Genomic DNA, 18,918 nt, shown 5'->3' on the forward strand with positions numbered 1-18,918 from the left:
GATTTACCAGGGGGAAGCTCAGGCTAACACCGGCATACCGGGGAATATTAAGGGCGAAACCACCCGTCGGGTGATGCGTGCGACGGTCGCCGGGAAAATACGCTGTTGTGTGAAGCTCGGTGATGTGGTGAATGAAGGGGACACGGTGGCGTGGATTGATGACACACCGGTGATTGCGCCGTTAGGCGGTATGGTGCGCGGGCTGCTCAATGAGGGGTTAAGCGTCACCGTCGGTTTTAAAATTGGCGATGTAGACCCGCGAGGACTGGCGGCAGATTTTACCACGGTGTCGGATAAAGCCCGCGCAATTGGCGGTGCGGTGCTGGAAGCGATGATGGCGTTACCAAAAAAGCCGCAACAAATGCAGCAGAAGCCAGTGCGTGAAGTTGATCTGGTGGATTAGGGTTTTGGCGGATGACGCTTCGCTTATCCGCCCTACGAAAACCGATTGGGCGGTTTGGTTTCGCAGGCGTCATCCACCATTGGCTACTGGCAAATCACCGTCCCCGTTTTCCCCTCAATACCTTCTTTGGCTTTTTCCAGCACCGTAATCAGCGTCTTACGCCCTGGGCGGCTGGCGGCAAACGCCACGGCGGCTTCCACTTTCGGTAACATTGAGCCTTTGGCAAAATGCCCCTCGGCAATAAAACGCTCAGCATCGCTCAGGCTCAGGTTATCCAGCCATTGTTCGGCCGGCTTGCCGTAGTTAATCGCCACTTTTTCCACCGCGGTGAGAATAATTAACATATCGGCGTTGATCATCTCGGCGAGTTTGGCGCTGGCCCAGTCTTTATCAATAACCGCGTTAGCGCCGCGTAGGTGGCTTCCTTCGCGAGTCACCGGTATGCCGCCACCGCCAACGGTGATCACCAGTTGTCCGGCACTGAGCATCGCTTTCACTGTCTCTTTTTCGATAATATCAACCGGTTTCGGTGAGGCGACCACGCGCCGCCAGCCGCGTCCGGCGTCTTCCATCATTTGATGCCCGTTAGCCATCAGCACTCTGGCTTCTTCGTGGGTGAAGAACGAGCCAATAGGTTTGGTCGGGGAGAGGAACGCAGGGTCGTTTTTGTCGACTTCCACCTGGGTGATAATCGTCGCCACGGGCGTTGCCAGCCCGCGCAGATGAAGCTCCTCACGAAGGGCGTTTTGCAGGTCATAACCGATATAACCCTGGCTTAACGCCACACAGACCGACATCGGCAACATCGGTGTATGGGCTTCGGTTTTGGCGGCTGCCTCAAACGCCCGGTTGATCATACCAACCTGTGGGCCGTTGCCGTGCGTCAGGACAACTTTATGTCCCTGCTCAACCAAATCGACAATAGCGCGAGCGGTGATTTTCACAGCGACCATTTGCTCTGCCAGGCCATCGCCTAAAGCGTTACCCCCCAGAGCCAGTACAATTGTCTTTTTCATCATCCTTACCTTATTCGTAGATTAGTGACAAACCTCAATGGTGGATGACGCCTGCGGCTTATCCACCCTACAAAACCAGAGCTTTCTGGAACGGGCAGGTCGGATAAGTGCTGCGTCATCCGACACTCGTGGAGCAAATGGTGGATGACGCCTGTGGCTTATCCACCCTACAAAACCAGAGCTTTCTGGAACGGGCAGGTCGGATAAGTGCTGCGTCATCCGACACTCGTGGAGCAAATGGTGGATGACGCCTGCGGCTTATCCACCCTACAAAACCAGAGCTTTCTGGAACGGGTAGGTCGGATAAGTGCTGCGTCATCCGACACTCGTGGAGCAAATGGTGGATGACGCCTGCGGCTTATCCACCCTACAAAACCAGAGCTTTCTGGAACGGGCAGGTCGGATAAGCGCTGTTTCATCCGACACTCGTGGAGCAAAGGGTGGATGACGCCTGCGGCTTATCCACCCTACAAAACCAGAGTTTTCTGTAACGGGTAGGTCGGATAAGCGTAGCGTCATCCGACATCAGCAACTTATTGTTAAGTATCGGAATAGTTAAAAGGCTGGCGCTTCAGGAAACGTCCATCTCCTGCTATTCCGGTAAATTTTCCGAGACTGAAAACCTTTTTGCCGCGTGACAAGGTGTGGCGTATTTGCCCTTCGCAAACCATGCCTTCATACGGGCTGTAATCGGCATTGTCGTGCAGTTCGCTGTGGAGAATCGTGGTGCGGGTTTTGGGGTCGATAATCACCACATCCGCGTCGAAGCCTGGGGCAATACAGCCTTTTTGTGGCCATAGCCCGAATAGCTGCGCGGGCATGGCACTGGTCAGTGAAACAAAGCGTTCGGGTGAAATACGCCCGCTCATGACCGCGGCGGAAAACACCAGCAGTAAGCGGTTTTCCACACCCGGAAGCCCGTTCGGGCAGCGGCTGAAAACACCGCCGGAAAGTGCTACCCGTTGTTGGTAAGGGAAAGTGCAGTGGTCGGTCGCGACGACATCAATCGCACCGTCGTTGATTCCACACCACAAGGCGTCTTGTTCGCGGACATCACGCAACGGTGGGCTGAGAATAAATTTCAATGCGTCTTCGCGTGAATACAGACGTTCATCCAGCATTAAATATTGCGGGCAGGTTTCCACCCACACCGGCTGATGGCGCGCTTTTGCCAGCCGTAGGTAGTCAAGCCCAAGGCCATTAGAAAGATGGACGATATACAGCGGTGCATTACCCGAAAGCCGCGCGAGGTTAATCATGCGTGCGATGGCCTCGGCTTCACATTCCGGCGGGCGGCTGCGGGCGTGGTAGAGCGGGGCGGTGAGGTTGGCTGCCAGGAAATCAGCACGCCGTTGGGCAATCACCGCATCATTTTCCGGGTGGACGGTGGTCAGCGCCCCGGCTTCGTTAAGCCGTTGCAAAGCACGCAGTACATCGCTGTCGTTCAGCTTGTAGAGATAGGTCAGATAGAGTTTAAAACTGCTGATACCCGCATCGACCATCGAGGGGATCTCGTCGATGATGGCATCATCAATGTGCTGGATAACACCATGAAAGCTATAGTCGACAACCGCTTTGCCACGCGCATAACCGTGATAAGCCTCGAGCTGGTGGTGCAGGTTGCAACCTGCCGGGCCAAATCCCATATGGTCAATAATGGTTGTTGTACCGCCACACGCGGCGGCGCGGGTGCCGGTAAAAAAATCATCACAGCTACGGGCCATTCCAACATCAATATTAAAATGCGTGTGCACATCGACTCCACCTGGCATCACGTAGCAGCCAGCGGCATCAATAACGTCGCAGTTGTCTGGAGCGGGAATATCCGCAGCAATGCGCTCGAACAAACCGTTGGCGATGAGTACGTCATGTTGTGCCTGGCCTGTGGCATTCACCACGCAGCCGTTTTTAATCAGCACTTTTTTGGGCGGCATTTGGGAAGGAATCATGTTGGAAACTCCGTCAACAACAGGCTCCGTTGGTGGCCCAACGGAGCATCGCCAGTAACAATTATTTTTTCAGTTCAGACAGGTAGGCTAAAGGAATCGAGGCATACAGCGCAGCACAAGTCACCAGATGGTCTTTCCAGGTTTTTTCGTTCGGCGCGTGGGCTTCAGGCTCTTTACCTGGGCCAAAGCCGATCACCGGAATACCGTGGCGGCCCATGATGGAAACGCCGTTGGTCGAGAACGTCCATTTATCCACCACCGGATCTTTGTGGAACAAGCCCTGGTAGGCTTTGCTGAGGGTTTTCACCGTGATGTGGTCTTCTTCCACTTTCCAGGTCGGGAAGTAACATTCGGTTGGATACACCAGACCGGTCCATGATGGGCGGTCATATTCGTACATCGACACCGTGGCGTTAACGGCTTTGACCGAGTCGAGCGCGCGGATCTCTTCCAGCGCACCTTCCCAGGATTCGCCCCAGGTTAAGCGTCGGTCAATGGAAACCGCGCAACTGTCTGCCACTGCGCAACGGCTTGGCGAGGTGAAGAAAATTTCCGAAACGGTTAGCGTCCCTTTGCCGAGGAAGTCGTCGTTACCCAGACGGGTGGCCAGTTGCTGCAACTCGTTGAGGATTGGCCCCATTTTGAAGATGGCGTTATCGCCGCGCTCTGGTGCGGAACCGTGGCAGCTCACGCCCTGCACATCAATGCGGATTTCCATGCGCCCGCGTTGGCCGCGATAAATCTGGCAATCAGTCGGTTCGGTACTGACCACGAATTCCGGGCGAATGCCGGATTGTTCAATGATGTACTGCCAGCACAGCCCATCGCAGTCTTCTTCCTGAACGGTGCCGGTCACCAGCAGGGTGTACTGATCTTCCAGCCCTAAATCTTTGATAATTTTACCGGCGTAGACCATTGAAGCCATGCCGCCTTCCTGGTCCGATGCGCCACGTCCACCAATCAACTCCTCGGTTTCCATGCCCTGATACGGGTCGAATGACCAGTTTTTCATGTTGCCGACGCCAACGGTATCAATGTGGGCGTCCATGGCAATCAGGTGTGGGCCGTGGCCGATGTAACCAAGAATATTGCCCATCGGGTCGATGACGATTTTATCGAAGCCGACTTTTTCCATCTCTTCTTTGATGCGATGCACGACGCGTTTTTCGTCGCAGCTTTCGCTTGGGATGGCAATCATGTCGCGCAGGAAGCGTGTCATATCGGCTTTGTAGTGTTCTGCTTTTTCTAATACTAATTTGAATGGAACCTGCTTAGTCATTTCTTTAACTCCCTTAATGAAACTCATCTGTGAACCGCCAGGGTTCACGCAGTTGTCGGGTACGCGCCTTCCCAGACCACTTCGCGGTAGTGCTTCACGTCGGTATCACCTTCGGTACTGATAACCAGTACGACGGAATCGCGGTTCAGCCCCAGTTTTGCCATCAGTGTTTCGCGTTGCGGGTGGTAATGAACGGCGGCCAGCACGCCGAGGCCAACGGCTCCCGATTCGCCAGAAATAATGCGCGGATCGTTGCCTAACGGGTTGCCCAGCACGCGCATCCCAAGTGCGGCAACCGAGTCCTGGCAGGAGATAAATTGCGTGGCGCAGTTGCGCAGCACCGTCCAGCCGAGTGGGTTAGGTTCACCACAGGCAAGACCTGCCATGATGGTGGCCATATCACCGCCAACGTTGACGATGTCGCCTTTCACACCCGAGCGGTAAATGCAGTCAGCCAGTTCTGGCTCAACCACTACGGAGTGCAAGTGCTGCGCCCCATAAACATCGGCCAGATAACCGAGCACGCCACCGGCCATTGCGCCGACACCCGCCTGTAAAAAGACGTGTGTTGGCCGCTTGATGCCCAGCTGTTTCATCTGTTCAACGGCTTCGTCGGCCAGAGTCGAATAACCCTGCATAATCCAGGTCGGGATTTTGGTGTAGCCTTCCCAGGCGGTGTCCTGTACCACTTCCCAGCCGCGTTCTTTGGCGGTTTGCATGGTCATACGCACGGTGTCGTCGTAATTCATGTCGGTGACGATACATTCCGCGCCGAGATTCAAAATGTGGTCTACACGTTCTTGCGCCGACCCTTTCGGCATATAAACCACTGCATGCTGCCCTAATTGCCGCGCAGCCCAGGCCACGCCGCGCCCGTGGTTGCCATCGGTGGTGGTGGCGAAGGTCATTTTTTCTTTGATGGTGTTTTTGATTTTCTCAAACGAGAAATCGTTGATATCCATCTGGTATTTTTCACACAGCAACTGTGCAATGGCGTAGGTGCCACCCAGCATTTTGAAGGCATTGAGGCCAAAACGCTGGGACTCATCTTTCACCAGAATTTTGCCGATACCGAACAAGCTGGCGAGCTCATTAAGCTCACACAACGGGGTCGGTTGATAACCGGCTATCTTCTGGTGAAAAGCGCGGGCTTTGCGGGTTTGTTCGCTGGTGAACAGCGGAGATATTTCACCATTGAATAAACGGTTTTGTTCGATAGCTAACTTCAATGAGAAAACAGACATAACCCAACCTCATTTAGCAAAAGATGTTTTGCTGAAGGAGGCTCTGGCCTGTAGGCCAGAGACCCTTTTATTTGACACGTTTCACAGCATCTTTAAGCAGTTTTTCAAGGATTTGACCCGGGTTCGCATATTTACGCGACAGGATCATTGCGGCGATGATGTACGGCTTCCAGCTGGCTTCTTTGTAGGTTTCGATGCGGTATTTTTCGAACACGCCTTCGGTGACTTCACCTTCTTTACAAGACACGCCGGAAATATCCGCAGGCAGGCAGTGCATATAAAGGGCTTCGCCGTCGCGGGTCAGCTTCATCATCTCTTCGGTGCAGTGCCAATTTTTGTGGTTAGCGTTTTGTGCCAGGCACTGTTTTTCCAGCGCTTTCAGGCCGTCGTGGTCATTGGCGCGCAGCAGGGTGGTGCGCTCTTCCATGACTTTGTAAGGCGCCCAGGATTTTGGATAGACGATATCGGCGTCTTTAAATGCCTCTTCCATTGAGTTGACCTGGCGGAAGCTGCCGCCGGAAGATTTGGCATTGTTTTTTGCTACTTCCACGACATCAGGAATCAACTCATAACCGTCGGGATGTGCCAGCGTGACGTCCATTCCAAAGCGGGTCATCAGGCCGATGATGCCTTGTGGTACGGACAGCGGTTTGCCGTAGCTTGGCGAATAGGCCCAGGTCATGGCAATTTTTTTGCCTTTTAGATTTTCCAGCGAACCGAAATGCTCACGCAGCCAGGCCAGATCGGCCATAGATTGCGTTGGGTGGTCAATGTCGCATTGCAGGTTGACCAGCGCAGGGCGTTGCGGCAGAACACCTTCTTCGTAACCTTCGTCCAGCGCGGCCCCCACTTCACGCATATAAGCATTGCCTGCACCAAGGAACATGTCATCGCGAATACCGATGGCGTCAGCACAGAAGGAGATCATATTGGCGGTTTCGCGCACCGTTTCGCCGTGGGCAATTTGTGATTTGCCTTCGTCGAGGTCTTGTTGCGCCAGGCCCAGCATGTTTAAAGCAGATGCGTAAGAGAAACGGGTACGGGTCGAGTTATCACGGAAAACGGAGATGCCTAAACCATTGGTAAAGACGTTGGTGGCAATGTTATCGGCACGCATGGATTTCAGTGCGGCCGCGACGTCGAGGACTTGTTTAAGCTCATCCGGACTCTGTTCCCAGGTTAACAGGAAATCCTTTTCATGAAGATGAGAGTTAAGTTTGCTGAGATCTTTAATTAAATCATTAATCGTTTTCATCAAAACACCCTTTGTTATGACTGGTCACAGGACGGCTGCACTGTGCAGGATTAACCCAACAAATCTATACTCGTCATCCTTCAAGCTACTGGGGTGTTGGCTGCACTAACAAACCCCAGTCACTTACCTAAATAAGCTCCTGGGGACTTGCTCCCTTGCCGCCTATCTGCAACTTGAATGCTAACGGGTATATGTGAGCTATTTATTGATTAACAATAATTATGCCAGGTGCGGGAAAATGGCCGATTGAGCGGGGCAGGTGAATTAAATGTGTGAACGCAATCGCTAAAATCATGCTTTCTTAATGAATTGAGTGTCGATTATTTCATGTCGGGATAAATCAAATAAAAATAAAATTTAGCGGGCTGACGGCACATTGCAGGATTATCATAAGCTCACTCCCCAAATTGATAACAGCACATGGTGGATTATCAATTTGATAAATTAACGGTGAAAGCATCGGGGTGTTAATTTGTGAGTAAATGAAAATAGGCCGATTATTATCACTGTTTTCATTTGCCAGATTAGTATTATGAACCTTGTTTTAAGGTCACCAGGAGTTCAGTAAGGGATAGTTAGACTATCAATAATTGCAAAGGGAAATTATCGATCATGATGGCTGTGAATACTCAGTCGGTGCTGATGCAGATTCAACCGACGATCATCCGTTTTGCGAAGATGCTGGCAAGTGTGTTGCAACTGGAAATTGAGATTGTTGATATCAACCTGGTTCGTGTAGCAGGCACCGGCCCTTATGCTAAGTCTTTGGGACGAAAGCTAAATGCTAATTCACGTTTGTTGAAACATGTCATTGAATCAAAGAAGGAAAAAGTCGTCACCCAGTCTGGTGTTGACCCTATTTGTGAAGGATGTACAGATAAGCAAAATTGCCGGGAAAAAGCCTTCCTTGGTACACCGGTCATGTTTCAGAACTCCTGCGTTGGTGTGATTAGCCTGGTGGCACTTAATTGCGAACAGCAAGAACGCATAAAAGACAATTTGCGCGAATTTTCAGATTACGTGCAGCATATTTCCAATATCTTTATATCCAAACTTCTCGAAGACCAAAGCGGTGAGAGTAACGCCAGCGGGATACTGTTAAGCCTGATCGATAATATGGATCAGGGGGTGTTGATCTTTGATAAAAATAATCAGCTGAAATTTGCGAACCCCGTCGCATTAAAAATATTAAAATCCAATCACGAGCAGTTGCTGGGGAAAACGATTTCTGCACGCGCGCTGACTTTTCAGAATTCTTTTACTAGCGGAAATATGCAATATATTATTTCCCTCGATAATCGTAGCGAAATAATTATTGGCCAGTTGCTTACGGTGCAGGAAAACCAGATTTTTTTAATGGCATTTCATCAATCACACACGGTTATTAATACTGATTCAAGTAACGAAGTTCCGCAGATCGAACATCTTATTGGCGAATGCCAGCCTATGCAGGCGTTAAAGCGTTTGATAGGCCGCATCGCACCTGGCCCGTCGAGTGTGATGATTACCGGTGAAAGTGGCACGGGTAAAGAGGTGGTCGCCTGGGCGATTCATAAACTTAGCAACCGTAATGACAAACCCTTTATCGCGATTAACTGCGCCGCCATCCCTGAACAACTGCTGGAAAGCGAACTGTTTGGTTACGTCAAAGGTGCATTTACAGGTGCGTCGACCAACGGTAAGCAAGGGTTGATTCAGGCCGCCGATCAGGGGACGCTGTTCCTTGATGAAATTGGTGATATGCCATTAGTCATTCAGGCTAAATTGCTGCGTGCCATTGAAGCACGCGAAGTTCAGCCTATTGGCTCAAGCCGCCCCATCCCGGTTGATATCCGCATTATTTCTGCCACCAATCAGAATCTGGAAAAGTATGTTTCTGAAGGGAAGTTTCGCGAAGATCTCTATTACCGTCTGAATGTCATTCCGGTGATACTGCCGCCGCTGCGCGATCGCAAAGAGGATTTGTCTTTACTGATCCACTATTTTCTCAATTTGCACACTAAGCGTATTGGGCTGGTTTATCCGGGGATTGCAGCTGATGTTATGGCGCTGCTGGCAGCGTATCAATGGCCGGGAAATCTGCGTGAGTTAAGCAACATGATGGAGTATTTGGTGAATGTGGTTCCTTCCGGCGAAGTGATCACCACGTCGCTGTTGCCACCGAACATCGTCAATCAGCGGCATATTGTGGTTGATTTCAGCCGTGCGCGTACCGAGCAACCTCAAGAAATCAGCGAGTTACCTGAACATGGCGCACATGCGCTTGAGGAGATGGAAAAGCAGCTTATTGCCGAAGCGTTGGTGCGCCACGGTAATAAGAAACTGGCGGCGGATGAATTGGGGATAGGGATTGCGACCCTGTACCGCAAAATAAAGAAGTATGGTACTGACGATAAGCCTCTTTCGTAGATCGGATGACGCAAAAGGTGGATGACGCCTGCGGCTTATCCCCCTACAAAACCCAATCACGGGTCGGATGACGCAAAAGGTGGATGACGCCTGTGGCTTATCCCCCTACAAAACCCATTCACGGGTCGGATGACGCAAAAGGTGGATGACGCCTGCGGCTTATCCCCCCTACAAAACCCAATCACGGGTCGGATAAGCGTTAGCGTCATCCGACACCTGTGGCTAATGGCTGCTCCCGGCATCACATTTGCGCACCGCATCGACAATCATCTGGTAACCGGTGCAGCGGCATAAATTGCCCGCCAATCCCTGGCGAATTTGTAGCACTGTCATGGGCTGGCTGCGCGGTTTTGCCAGTAATGCGCTGGTGGCCATGATAAACCCAGGGGTGCAAAACCCGCATTGTACCGCGCCGCTTTCGGCAAAGGCTTGCTGAATGGCGGACGGCTTCCCGTGCAATGATTCCCCTTCGCTGGTACGAATCGTTTTACCGTGCGCCCATACCGCCAGATAAAGGCAGCTATCAATCGCGGTGCCGTCAACCAGCACCGTGCAGGCTCCGCATTCCCCGACGCAGCAACCCTGTTTAATACTGAGAAAACCCTGGGCGCGTAATACATCGGATAACGGCATCGCCGGGGAGACATTCAACTGATAGTTGGCGCCATTAATCCGGCAGTTGATGGTTTTGCTGTTCATTGCGATGTCGCTATTCATTAATTTCCCCTCCAGCCTGTTTCACCGCCTGTTCGATAACGCGTTTGGTTAGCGTGCTGATCAGGTGCAAACGGAACGATTTTTCAGCACGCCAGGACGTTCTGGGTGACACATCCTGCGCGACCGCTTCCGCAATTGCCGCCAGGGTTTGTCGGGTTAAAGGCTGCCCAGCCGCGGCTTGTTCGGCATGAGCACAACGTACCGGCGTGGGGGCGGCAACCCCGAAGGCGAGTTTGATTTCCCGGAAGCGGCCCGCATCTAATTCACATAATGCGCTACAACCAATGGTGGAAATATCCATCGCATCGCGCATCGCGTATTTGAAACTCGCAGCTCCTTTATTACGGTAATTTTCTGGCTTGAAATGGAAGGCTACCAGCACTTCTCCGGCGGTTAATGCCACTTTACCTGGCCCGGTGTGGAAACCGTTAATCGAGGTCAAGCGCGTCCCCTGCGGGGTGGCAATTTCCAGCTCGGCTTCGTAAATCAGCGACGGGCAGGCAGAGTCGGCACTGGTTGCGCCATTGCAAATATTACCGCCGTAAGTGGCGACATTACGGATTTGCGGCCCGGCGATGACGGCAGCGGATGCTGCCAGCGCCGGAAGGTGTTGCTGCACTAGCGGATGTTCGATGAGTTCGCTAAAGGTGGTGCCGGAGCCGATGCGAATTGCGCCGTGGGCGTTGCATGTCACGCCGCGCAATTCGGCTAAATCATGAATGTCGACGATATGGCGAAAACGTGGGTTGAGATGATGGAGCTGAATTAATACGTCGGTTCCACCCGCCAGCAAGCGGGCCTGGTCATCTTCCATCAGCAGGGCGACCGCGTGCGCGACGCTCTCTGCATGGTGGTAACGTTCAATGTCATACATAGCATTATCCTTTTATCAGCCCGGCCTCGACAAACTCCTGGTACAGGCGTTTTGGCGTCAGGGGAAGCGTGTTGATGGCAACACCTGTCGCCATGCGCACCGCGTTGCGAATCGCTGCGGCAGGGGAGATAATCGGCGGTTCGCCCAGCGCTTTGTGACCGTAGGCTGACTGCGGTTCGTCAGTTTCCACAAAGGCGCACTCCAGCGTCGGCAGGTCGGGCATGGTCGGCATTTTGTAATCCAGCAGGTTAGGGTTACGCACCACGCCGCTTTGCTCATCGACAATGATTTCTTCAAACAATGCCCAGCCAATGCCCATTCCCATACCGCCATGAACTTGCCCTTCAGCCAGCGTAGGGTTAAGGATTTGCCCCGAATCATGCAGATTTAAGATACGGTTGATGGTGACTTTGCACAGCGGTATATCGACGGTGACGTCCACAAATGTGCAGCCGTAAGTCGGCGGGTTGGTCTGGGTTTTAAAGGAAGTTTCTGCCGAAAGTTGCCCGCCCAACTCTGGATGGTAGAAAGTGTGCATCGCAAGCTCAGCCACGCTCAGCAGCACCTGTTCAGGACGAGTTTCCAGTACGATATTGCCATTGATAATCGTCAGGTTCATTTCGGGAAGATGTAGCATTAGTGCCGCGTGCTGGAGGATTTTTTGCCGTAAAATTTGCGCGGCTTCGCGCAAAGCCGGTGCGGTGACATAGCTTTGGCGCGAGGCAAATGCACCGGGGTCAAAAGGCGTGATGTCGGTGTCCTGCGTGGAAATGGTATGGACCATCTCGAAAGGCATGCCGATGGTTTGTGCGACCATTTGTGCAAACACGGTATCGGCACCTTGCCCGACTTCGGTGGCGCCGCTTTGCAGATTGATGATTCCGTCCTGGTTGAGCACCAGGCGCACGCTGGCAATTTCGACGCCAACTGGCCAGGTGTTTGAGGTATAGCTAAAACAGGCGACACCTACGCCACGTCGCACGTCGCCCTGAGTTTGCAGGCAGGCCGCTTTGCGCACATCCCAGCCGAAACTTTCGCGCCCTTGTTTCAGGCATTCAAGTAAACCGGCGCTGTATATTGGCCTGTTGTACAAGCTGTTGATATCGCCTTCGCGGGCGGCATTGAGTAAACGGATGTCTACCGGGTCGATGTTTAAAGCAACGGCGGCATCATCCAGTAATGATTCCAGCGCAAAGATCACTTGTGGCGCGCCGTAGCCGCGCATCGCCCCCGCTGAAGGAAGATTGGTGTAGGCGGTAGTCGCCTTGAAGCCATAGGCACTGCGCGGATAGAGCCAGGAAATTTTACTGCCCGCGGCGGCGGCAATCGAATGCCCGTGCGAGGCGTAAGCGCCCGTGTTGGAGAGAATATCGAGCTGAAACCCTTTTAACTCACCTTCAGACGAGATACCCAATTGCGCATCAATCTGGAAGGCATGACGGGTGCGTGAGGCGTAGAAACACTCTTCACGGCTGATTAACACTTTGACCGGAATACCGCCCAGTTTCAGCGTCAGAAAGGCCGCCATCGGCTCTTCCAGCACATCCTGTTTATTGCCAAAACCGCCGCCAATATATGGCTTTATCACGCGGATTTTTGACCAGGACATATTGAGCGCTTGCGCAGTCACGCGGCGCACGATGTGCGGAATTTGGGTGCTGGAAATTATGGTGATGCGGCCGGGTTGTTCCATCCAGGCAAAGCAGGTGACGCCTTCCATATGGCAGTGCTGCACGACAGGGGTTTTAAAGCGCCCGGAGTACTGGTGATCTGCCGCTTGCATCGCTGCGATGGGGTTGTTGGTGGCGGCTTCGCTGCGTTTGAGCAGATTGCCCCCTTCATGAATCGCGGTGGCATCAGCGGTGAGGGCGGCTTCGGGCGAGGTGATAACGGGTAACTCTTCCCAGGTGACCACCACCGTTTCAGCAGCTTTTTCCGCCGTGAGTTCATCTCGTGCCACGACAATTGCCACAGCATCGCCGAAATGCCGGACATGTTGCGTCAGCAAACGGCGGTCGGCAATATCCTGTTTTGTGGGGTCGAGCGTCCAGGCATGTCCTGCGGTGGCAAAGAGGGTATCCGGCACATCTTCCCAGGTAAAGACGGCGACAACACCGGGAATTTCAAGCGTGGCGCGGTAATCAATGGCACGGGCATAGCCGTGGGCGATTGGGCTGCGAACGTATTTGGCATAGCACATGCCAGCCATCAGTATATCGTCGGTATATCTGGCTTGCCCGGTGATTTTGGCAAGCGCATCCACCCGCAAGCAGGGCAATCCTAATGGTGCTTTACCCATTCTTTCTGACATGGTTTTGTCTCCATCCTCAGGAATAAGGTCACGCTTCGTTTAGCTCCTGAGTGAAGCAAGATGTACGCCAGTCATCGCTAATGGCCATTTCTTATCATCAAACTGTGATAGTCATCGGAAAATAAGCTGTTGTTCAGGAAGGGGATGGTGCCAGGAAGAAGAAATTTTTTTCTCACAATGATAGGCAATGATCATTATGATAAATCGACGATATGTTTAGTGTGGACTCACCTTTCTGGCAGTCCATCACTCAAATTTTGACCGCGGCTAAATCGTTATTTTTTTGCCACCGCGACTGACTGTCGTTGCTTGTCCATCGGCACCGTAGAGGTTCGGTTCCTGATGTGGTTTGAGTACCGCAAGCGCTTGTTCATTGCGCGCTAACTGGTCCTCTAATAACCAACCGTTATGCTGGTTAATATCACGTAAGTGCTGTGTTTTTTGCGTAATCGTCTGCCAACGTTGGCTAATATCAGTGCTGCCGATACTTTCGACTTTCTGTGCGGCACGACGCTGCTGCTCAAGATAATCAAGCGTCGCTAACAATGAGCTTTTATCTTCAGTGATACGTTGTAATGCACTGCCATTCACATGGCCTGCTGATAATTGTTGTTGCTCAGCGTCCATCACCTCTTTAAGAGAGTTGAGTACCGCAGTCATTTGATCCATCACTTCTAACAGACGATTCATGCCATTATTTACTCAAGATAGAGCTTTGAGCTTCCTGGATTAACGCATCGGCGATCTTGCCGGTATCCATTTTCAGCTCACCGTTACGGATCGCTGTTTTGAGTGCTTCAACGCGTTCCATATTGATATCCCCGCTACCCGGCTGAATTAACTTAGCCTGTGCGTCACTGAGTGTCACATTGGTGCTTTTCGGGGTGGTGCTTTTTTCCAGTTGGCTCTTTTGAATCGGCGCTTCTGGCGTTTCGCGTGGTTGTACAGTGCTTACCGGTTTCAAAGGCGACGTGCGATCAATGCTCATTATTAATTCCTCATCGAGGGGTAATATCTATCATCTGTTAATACACTATCGGCAGACATCTCGGAACCTTTAAAACCTTCTTAATCCCTAACGGAATTTTATAAGTTAATCAGAATATTCCCATCCGTGTCGACGACTCCGCTGACTATCTGACCCGAACTCATTCGTACCCGTGCATTCTGTGCCACGGCGGCATTATTCAGTGCCTTGCCCTGGCTATTGACGCTAAATCCTTCACCAGCGGCGACCACTTGCACCTGCTGCCCGGCTTTGACTCGCCATGTCTGGCGCACCATTGACAGCAGAATCGGTTGATCTGCGGCGATGTCGCGCAGCGTCACGGCACTGCTGGCCTGGTTGATATCGAGCATAGCGCGTGGTGGCAGTTGATCGAGCCGCCCACGTTTGAGCTGAAGCTGGCCTGCATCTATGACGCTACCGCGCGGTAATGGCTGCGCGGCTACAACGTAATTTCCGGTGGCCTGCACCTGGGCCTGTATGTAGCGTTTGTCGTTACCGCAGCGCGCCATCACGCTCACGTTTCCCCACAGGCGGCTATTCCCCGGCATAGAAAAATCAGGGAGTGGGCAGGGAGGTAATTGCGCATCAGGCGTTTTGACTATTACCGACACTTCATCACTCATGCCCGCCAGGCGCTGCTGGAAAAACTGGCTCAACGGCGCATCCAGAATGCTGGCTAATGCCTGCGGGCAAGCCAGCAAAAGGGCAATGGTGCTCCAGGTTTTCAGACCGGTCATGACGTTTCTCCTTGTTCAGGTGGCAGTGATTTTAACTGCACAGCGAAATGATCAAGGCGACAAATAGCGACGCATTTTGCGTCTATTCCAACGATAACGCACGCGTAAGGAGCTTTAAGCTGTCGGACAAATCCTAATTATGCGGAGGGAACATGCTAGACAAACTGGATGCCGCGCTGCGATTTCAGCAAGAAGCGATAAATTTGCGCGCCCAGCGTCAGGAAATTCTGGCAGCAAATATCGCCAATGCGGATACCCCGGGCTATCAGGCTCGCGATATTGATTTTGCCAGTGAAATGAAAAAAGTGATGGAACGGGGTCGTGCCGAAGGCAGCGGTGTTGCGCTTGCGCTCACGTCCGCGCGCCATATCCCTGCGGCAACACACTCAGCACCTTCGCTTGATCTTCTTTACCGCGTTCCGGACCAGCCATCGATGGATGGTAACACCGTCGATATGGACCGCGAGCGTACACAATTTGCCGATAACAGCCTGAAATACCAGTCCGACCTTACGGTTCTCGGTGGCCAAATCAAGGGCATGATGTCGGTGCTGCAACAGGGTGGCTAATAGATGGCATTACTGAATATTTTTGATATCGCAGGCTCGGCGATGACGGCCCAATCCAAGCGGATGAACGTGGCGGCGAGTAACCTGGCTAACGCCGATAGTGCCACCGGCCCTGACGGACAGCCTTATCGCGCTAAGCAGGTTATTTTCCAGGTTGATGCCGCTCCGGGGGCTGAAACGGGTGGCGTAAAAGTGACGGGCGTTGAAGAGAGCCAGGCACCGGACAAACTGGTGTTCCAGCCGGGTAACCCGTTGGCTGATGCCAAAGGTTATGTGCGGATGCCGAATGTGGATGTGGTGGGTGAGATGGTCAACAGCATGTCGGCGTCACGCAGCTATCAGGCCAACGTCGAAGTCCTCAACACCGTGAAAAGCATGATGTTGAAAACCCTGACGCTGGGTCAATAAGGAGTGATTGATGGGCATCGCCGTTAATATGAATGACACCACCACCAGTGGTGTCAGTGCGACTTCGGGTAACAATAATCTGACAGGCAGCAACGCCGCTGACCTGCAAAGTAGTTTTTTGACGCTGTTGGTCGCGCAGCTGAAAAACCAGGACCCAACCAACCCTCTGCAAAACAATGAATTGACTACGCAACTGGCGCAAATCAGCACCGTGAGCGGCATTGAAAAACTCAATACCACGCTCGGTTCGGTTTCCGGTCAGTTGACCAATAACCAGTCTGTGCAGGCCAGCGCCTTGATTGACCACGGCGTGATGATCCCTGGCAGCAAAATTCTGGCAGGCAGCGAAGCGACCACGCCATTTGGTGTTGAGCTGCAACAGGCCGCCGATAAAGTCACCGCCACCATTACCGACAGTAGCGGCAAAGTGGTGCGTACTCTCGATGTGGGGGCGCTTAGCGCAGGCGTCCATACCTTTACCTGGGATGGCAGCATGACGGACGGCACCACCGCACCGGACGGGGCCTATAACGTCGCTATCAACGCCAGTAATGGCGGGACACAACTGGTGGCTCAACCGCTGAATTTTGCGTTGGTCAATGGCGTGACACTCAGTAATGGTACGACCTTGCTCGACCTCGGAACTTACGGCACCTCCACCCTCGACGACATCAGGCAGATTATTTAAGCCTTCAACCCTTGCAGGAGTAAAACATGGGCTTTTCTCAAGCGGTCAGCGGCTTGAATGCTGCGGCCACCAACCTCGACGTGATTGGTAACAACATTGCCAACTCCGCCACTTACGGTTTTAAATCCGGCACCGTTTCTTTTGCCGATATGTTTGCCGGCTCCAAAGTGGGCCTCGGCGTAAAAGTTGCGGGCATTACCCAGGACTTTAACGACGGCACCACCACTAACACCGGCCGTGGCCTGGATGTGGCGATTAGCCAGAATGGTTTCTTCCGCCTGGTCGATACCAATGGCTCGGTGTATTACAGCCGTAACGGCCAGTTCAAACTGGACGAGAATCGCAATCTGGTGAACATGCAGGGGATGCAGTTGACCGGTTACCCGGCAACCGGTACGCCGCCAACGATTCAGGAAGGCGCAAACCCAGTTGGGCTGGCTGTGCCAAATACCTTGATGGCGGCGAAAACCACCACCACGGCGTCGATGCAGATCAACCTGAACTCTACCGACCCAACGCCAACGAAAACCCCGTTCAGCGCGACAGATTCCGATACCTACAACAAGAAAGGTTCTATCACTGTCTATGACAGCCAGGGTAACGCCCATGATATGAACGTCTTTTTTGTGAAATCGACGACGGCGAACACCTGGGATGTATATACCCAGGATAGCAGCGTGGCGGGTAGCCCAGCGACCAAAGGCGCATCGATGGTATTTAGCCCAAATGGCACGCTGATTTCAGGTGGCACTAACTCCCTGACCACCGGGACTATCAATGGCGCGACTCCGGCGACATTTGATCTGAGCTTCCTGAACTCGATGCAGCAAAACACCGGCTCCAACAACATTGTTGCCGCGAATCAAAATGGCTATAAGCCAGGCGACCTGGTGAGCTACCAGATTAACGAAGACGGCACCCTTGTTGGCAATTACTCCAACGAGCAAACCCAATTGTTAGGCCAGATTGTGCTGTCGAATTTTGCTAACCCGGAAGGTTTGTCCTCTGAGGGCAACAACGTGTGGTCTGCGTCCAATTCTTCTGGCGTGGCGCTGCTGGGAACGGCGGGTTCCGGTAACTTCGGCACCCTGACCAACGGTGCGCTGGAGTCTTCGAACGTCGACCTGAGTAAAGAACTGGTCAACATGATTGTCGCGCAGCGTAACTACCAGTCGAATGCGCAGACCATCAAAACCCAGGATCAGATCCTCAACACCCTGGTTAACCTGCGTTAAGCACTGACGGGATAGCTTAATGGATCACGCAATTTATACCGCCATGGGTGCGGCCAGTCAGACGCTGAACCAACAAGCGGTGACTGCCAGCAACCTGGCAAATGCTTCAACACCGGGCTTTCGCGCACAGCTAACCGCATTGCGTTCGGTGCCAATAGAAGGGCTTTCGTTGCCGACGCGCACCCTGGTGACGGCTTCAACGCCTGGCGTGGATATGTCGCAAGGTCAGCTTGATTACACCCAACGCCCGCTGGATGTTGCCCTGCAACAAGATGGCTGGCTGGCGGTACAAAGTGCTGATGGTACTGAAGCTTATACCCGTAACGGCAATATGCAGGTTAGCCCTGCCGGGCAACTGACCATCGGCGGGCAACCGGTGATGGGAGAAGGTGGCCCGATTGCTGTGCCTCAGGGCGCGCAACTGACTATCGCGGCAGATGGCACTATTTCTGCACTGAACGCGGGTGACCAGCCGAATACCGTGGCACCGATTGGCCGCCTGAAACTGGTGAAAGCCACCGGCCAGGAAGTGGTGCGCGGTGATGACGGTTTCTTCCGCCCGAGTGCGCTGGCGCAAGCTACGCGTGGTGCCACGTTGCAGGCGGATGCCAGCATCTCGTTGATGCCTGGCGTGCTGGAAGGCAGCAACGTTAAGCCCGTCGAAGCCATGACCGACATGATTGAGAACGCCCGCCGTTTTGAGATGCAAATGAAGATTATTTCAAGCGTTGATGAAAACGAGCAGCGCGCCAATCAGTTGTTGGCGATGAGTTGATAGCCGAACGGTTTTTGTAGGTCGGATAAGCGAAGCCTCA

General features: G+C 52.9%; 17 protein-coding genes and 1 pseudogene. 7 read left to right on the plus strand and 11 right to left on the minus strand.

What is annotated here, in order from left to right; genetic code table 11:
* Window positions 1-403, plus strand: a pseudogene (locus tag MES37_RS07080) (selenium-dependent molybdenum cofactor biosynthesis protein YqeB); the annotation flags it as partial.
* A gap of 83 nt (window positions 404-486) precedes the next feature.
* Here the strand turns inward: MES37_RS07080 and arcC are convergent.
* The 5 genes from arcC to ygeW all read right to left on the minus strand — a co-directional run bounded on the left by arcC (window position 487) and on the right by ygeW (window position 7,146).
* Window positions 487-1,419 (minus strand): carbamate kinase, encoded by a 933-nt coding sequence (arcC, locus tag MES37_RS07085; protein ID WP_064547867.1) that lies wholly within the window; start codon window positions 1,417-1,419, stop codon window positions 487-489.
* A 539-nt stretch (window positions 1,420-1,958) separates the two neighbouring features.
* Window positions 1,959-3,368, minus strand: coding sequence for a dihydropyrimidinase (gene hydA / locus MES37_RS07090; RefSeq protein ID WP_273693582.1), 1,410 nt, complete (start codon window positions 3,366-3,368; stop codon window positions 1,959-1,961).
* A 61-nt stretch (window positions 3,369-3,429) separates the two neighbouring features.
* Window positions 3,430-4,647, minus strand: coding sequence for a YgeY family selenium metabolism-linked hydrolase (locus tag MES37_RS07095; protein ID WP_064548004.1), 1,218 nt, complete (start codon window positions 4,645-4,647; stop codon window positions 3,430-3,432).
* Between the two features lie 44 nt (window positions 4,648-4,691).
* On the minus strand, window positions 4,692-5,891 hold the full coding sequence (dpaL, locus tag MES37_RS07100) for a diaminopropionate ammonia-lyase (protein ID WP_064547865.1): 1,200 nt from the start codon (window positions 5,889-5,891) through the stop codon (window positions 4,692-4,694).
* A 67-nt stretch (window positions 5,892-5,958) separates the two neighbouring features.
* Window positions 5,959-7,146 (minus strand): knotted carbamoyltransferase YgeW, encoded by a 1,188-nt coding sequence (ygeW, locus tag MES37_RS07105; RefSeq protein WP_064547862.1) that lies wholly within the window; start codon window positions 7,144-7,146, stop codon window positions 5,959-5,961.
* A 612-nt stretch (window positions 7,147-7,758) separates the two neighbouring features.
* Between ygeW and MES37_RS07110 the strand changes: the two genes are divergently transcribed.
* On the plus strand, window positions 7,759-9,555 hold the full coding sequence (locus MES37_RS07110) for a sigma 54-interacting transcriptional regulator (RefSeq protein WP_133522669.1): 1,797 nt from the start codon (window positions 7,759-7,761) through the stop codon (window positions 9,553-9,555).
* Between the two features lie 222 nt (window positions 9,556-9,777).
* Here the strand turns inward: MES37_RS07110 and xdhC are convergent, their stop codons facing one another.
* From xdhC to flgA, 6 genes are all read right to left on the minus strand, one after another.
* Entirely contained in the window at window positions 9,778-10,272 is a 495-nt protein-coding gene (xdhC, locus tag MES37_RS07115) for a xanthine dehydrogenase iron sulfur-binding subunit XdhC (RefSeq protein WP_370918135.1), read from the minus strand.
* Window positions 10,265-11,146, minus strand: coding sequence for a xanthine dehydrogenase FAD-binding subunit XdhB (gene xdhB / locus MES37_RS07120; protein ID WP_232886534.1), 882 nt, complete (start codon window positions 11,144-11,146; stop codon window positions 10,265-10,267). Before xdhB ends, xdhC begins: the two co-directional genes overlap by 8 nt.
* 4 nt (window positions 11,147-11,150) lie before the next feature.
* A complete protein-coding gene (gene xdhA / locus MES37_RS07125; protein ID WP_237930809.1) occupies window positions 11,151-13,445 on the minus strand; it encodes a xanthine dehydrogenase molybdenum-binding subunit XdhA in 2,295 nt (764 codons plus the stop codon).
* A gap of 279 nt (window positions 13,446-13,724) precedes the next feature.
* Window positions 13,725-14,147, minus strand: a complete 423-nt coding sequence (gene flgN / locus MES37_RS07130) for a flagella biosynthesis chaperone FlgN (RefSeq protein ID WP_064547854.1) — start codon at window positions 14,145-14,147, stop codon at window positions 13,725-13,727.
* Between the two features lie 4 nt (window positions 14,148-14,151).
* A complete protein-coding gene (flgM, locus tag MES37_RS07135) occupies window positions 14,152-14,445 on the minus strand; it encodes a flagellar biosynthesis anti-sigma factor FlgM (RefSeq protein WP_064547852.1) in 294 nt (97 codons plus the stop codon).
* A gap of 98 nt (window positions 14,446-14,543) precedes the next feature.
* Window positions 14,544-15,203: a flagellar basal body P-ring formation chaperone FlgA gene (gene flgA / locus MES37_RS07140; protein WP_064547850.1), complete on the minus strand. Its 660-nt coding sequence runs from the start codon at window positions 15,201-15,203 to the stop codon at window positions 14,544-14,546.
* 152 nt (window positions 15,204-15,355) lie between these two features.
* Between flgA and flgB the strand changes: the two genes are divergently transcribed.
* The 5 genes from flgB to MES37_RS07165 are packed head-to-tail and all read left to right on the plus strand — an operon-like array spanning window position 15,356 to window position 18,878.
* The gene (gene flgB, locus MES37_RS07145; RefSeq protein WP_064547847.1) at window positions 15,356-15,772 is read left to right on the plus strand and encodes a flagellar basal body rod protein FlgB; all 417 of its coding nucleotides are present in this window, start codon (window positions 15,356-15,358) and stop codon (window positions 15,770-15,772) included.
* A 3-nt stretch (window positions 15,773-15,775) separates the two neighbouring features.
* A complete protein-coding gene (gene flgC, locus MES37_RS07150; RefSeq protein WP_121813866.1) occupies window positions 15,776-16,180 on the plus strand; it encodes a flagellar basal body rod protein FlgC in 405 nt (134 codons plus the stop codon).
* 10 nt (window positions 16,181-16,190) lie between these two features.
* Window positions 16,191-16,868: a flagellar hook assembly protein FlgD gene (gene flgD / locus MES37_RS07155; RefSeq protein ID WP_237930779.1), complete on the plus strand. Its 678-nt coding sequence runs from the start codon at window positions 16,191-16,193 to the stop codon at window positions 16,866-16,868.
* A 26-nt stretch (window positions 16,869-16,894) separates the two neighbouring features.
* Window positions 16,895-18,103 carry a flagellar hook protein FlgE gene (gene flgE / locus MES37_RS07160; protein ID WP_121813865.1) on the plus strand — a complete coding sequence of 403 codons (1,209 nt, stop codon included), beginning with the start codon at window positions 16,895-16,897 and terminating at the stop codon, window positions 18,101-18,103.
* 19 nt (window positions 18,104-18,122) lie between these two features.
* A complete protein-coding gene (locus tag MES37_RS07165; protein WP_064547838.1) occupies window positions 18,123-18,878 on the plus strand; it encodes a flagellar basal body rod protein FlgF in 756 nt (251 codons plus the stop codon).
* The last annotated feature ends 40 nt before the right edge of the window (window positions 18,879-18,918 follow it).

The organism is Buttiauxella sp. S19-1 (assembly GCF_022134725.1).
Lineage (GTDB): Bacteria > Pseudomonadota > Gammaproteobacteria > Enterobacterales > Enterobacteriaceae > Buttiauxella > Buttiauxella ferragutiae.